Raw genomic sequence first — 1,626 nt, 5'->3', positions numbered from 1 at the left:
TTAGGGCGGCAGAGGGGGCTGGAACGCTGAGTGCGCCCATGCCGCATTGCGAAGCAAAAGATAATCGGATAAAATGTAGCAATTCATATTCGTAAGCGTGGAGTAATCAGATGGGAAATTCCAAGTCAGCAGACAAGTAAGCCGCAACAACCAGTATTGTTGTTGCGGCGCTCTGTAAGGCTAGTCTCATCTGATTGCTGACGAGCAGACGTCGCCCGGTATTCCTTAATCGAGGGTTGATTCGTCATGACCACCACACGCCCCGCGTGGGCCTATACGCTGCCGGCAGCACTGCTGCTGATGGCTCCTTTCGACATCCTCGCTTCACTGGCGATGGATATTTATCTCCCTGTCGTTCCAGCGATGCCCGGCATCCTGAACACGACGCCCGCTATGATCCAACTCACGTTGAGCCTCTATATGGTGATGCTCGGCGTGGGCCAGGTGATTTTTGGTCCGCTCTCAGACAGAATCGGGCGACGGCCAATTCTACTTGCGGGCGCAACGGCTTTCGTCATTGCGTCTCTGGGAGCAGCTTGGTCTTCAACTGCACCGGCCTTTGTCGCTTTCCGTCTACTTCAAGCAGTGGGCGCGTCGGCCATGCTGGTGGCGACGTTCGCGACGGTTCGCGACGTTTATGCCAACCGTCCTGAGGGTGTCGTCATCTACGGCCTTTTCAGTTCGATGCTGGCGTTCGTGCCTGCGCTCGGCCCTATCGCCGGAGTATTGATCGGCGAGTTCTTGGGATGGCAGGCGATATTCATTACTTTGGCTATACTGGCGATGCTCGCACTCCTAAATGCGGGTTTCAGGTGGCACGAAACCCGCCCTCTGGATCAAGTCAAGACGCGCCGATCTGTCTTGCCGATCTTCGCGAGTCCGGCTTTTTGGGTTTACACTGTCGGCTTTAGCGCCGGTATGGGCACCTACTTCGTCTTCTTCTCGACGGCTCCCCGTGTGCTCATAGGCCAAGCGGAATATTCCGAGATCGGATTCAGCTTTGCCTTCGCCACTGTCGCGCTTGTAATGATCGTGACAACCCGTTTCGCGAAGTCCTTTGTCGCCAGATGGGGCATCGCAGGATGCGTGGCGCGTGGGATGGCGTTGCTTGTTTGCGGAGCGGTCCTGTTGGGGATCGGCGAACTTTACGGCTCGCCGTCATTCCTCACCTTCATCCTACCGATGTGGGTTGTCGCGGTCGGTATTGTCTTCACGGTGTCCGTTACCGCGAACGGCGCTTTGGCAGAGTTCGACGACATCGCGGGATCAGCGGTCGCGTTCTACTTCTGCGTTCAAAGCCTGATAGTCAGCATTGTCGGGACATTGGCGGTGGCACTTTTAAACGGTGACACAGCGTGGCCCGTGATCTGTTACGCCACGGCGATGGCGGTACTGGTTTCGTTGGGGCTGGTGCTCCTTCGGCTCCGTGGGGCTGCCACCGAGAAGTCGCCAGTCGTCTAACCGACGACTGGTAGCAGGCCCGCTCCGATGCGGCGCACTAACCATCGAAACCTCGTGAATGTCGGTATCCTGTCTGGCAGGATACCGCTCATTTCCCTTGTTCAGTTCATCGCCGTCGCCGAGCATCTGAATTTTCGGCATGCGGCCAAGGCACTTGGTATCAGC

General features: G+C 57.0%; 2 protein-coding genes. Both read left to right on the top strand.

Annotated elements, in window-relative coordinates:
• The first annotated feature begins 246 nt into the window (after positions 1–246).
• Positions 247–1,461, top strand: coding sequence for a chloramphenicol/florfenicol efflux MFS transporter FloR (gene floR / locus FTU36_RS16515; RefSeq protein ID WP_000214122.1), 1,215 nt, complete (start codon positions 247–249; stop codon positions 1,459–1,461).
• Positions 1,462–1,488: 27 nt separating this feature from the next.
• Positions 1,489–1,626 (top strand): LysR family transcriptional regulator (locus FTU36_RS16855; RefSeq protein WP_257222279.1); only part of this gene is annotated, 138 nt, incomplete at its 3' end.

Origin of the sequence: Acinetobacter sp. YH12096 (genome assembly GCF_013419215.1) — a bacterium.
In the GTDB taxonomy this organism is placed as follows: Bacteria; Pseudomonadota; Gammaproteobacteria; order Pseudomonadales; family Moraxellaceae; genus Acinetobacter; species Acinetobacter amyesii.
This window is presented reverse-complemented; position numbering and strand designations above follow the sequence as displayed.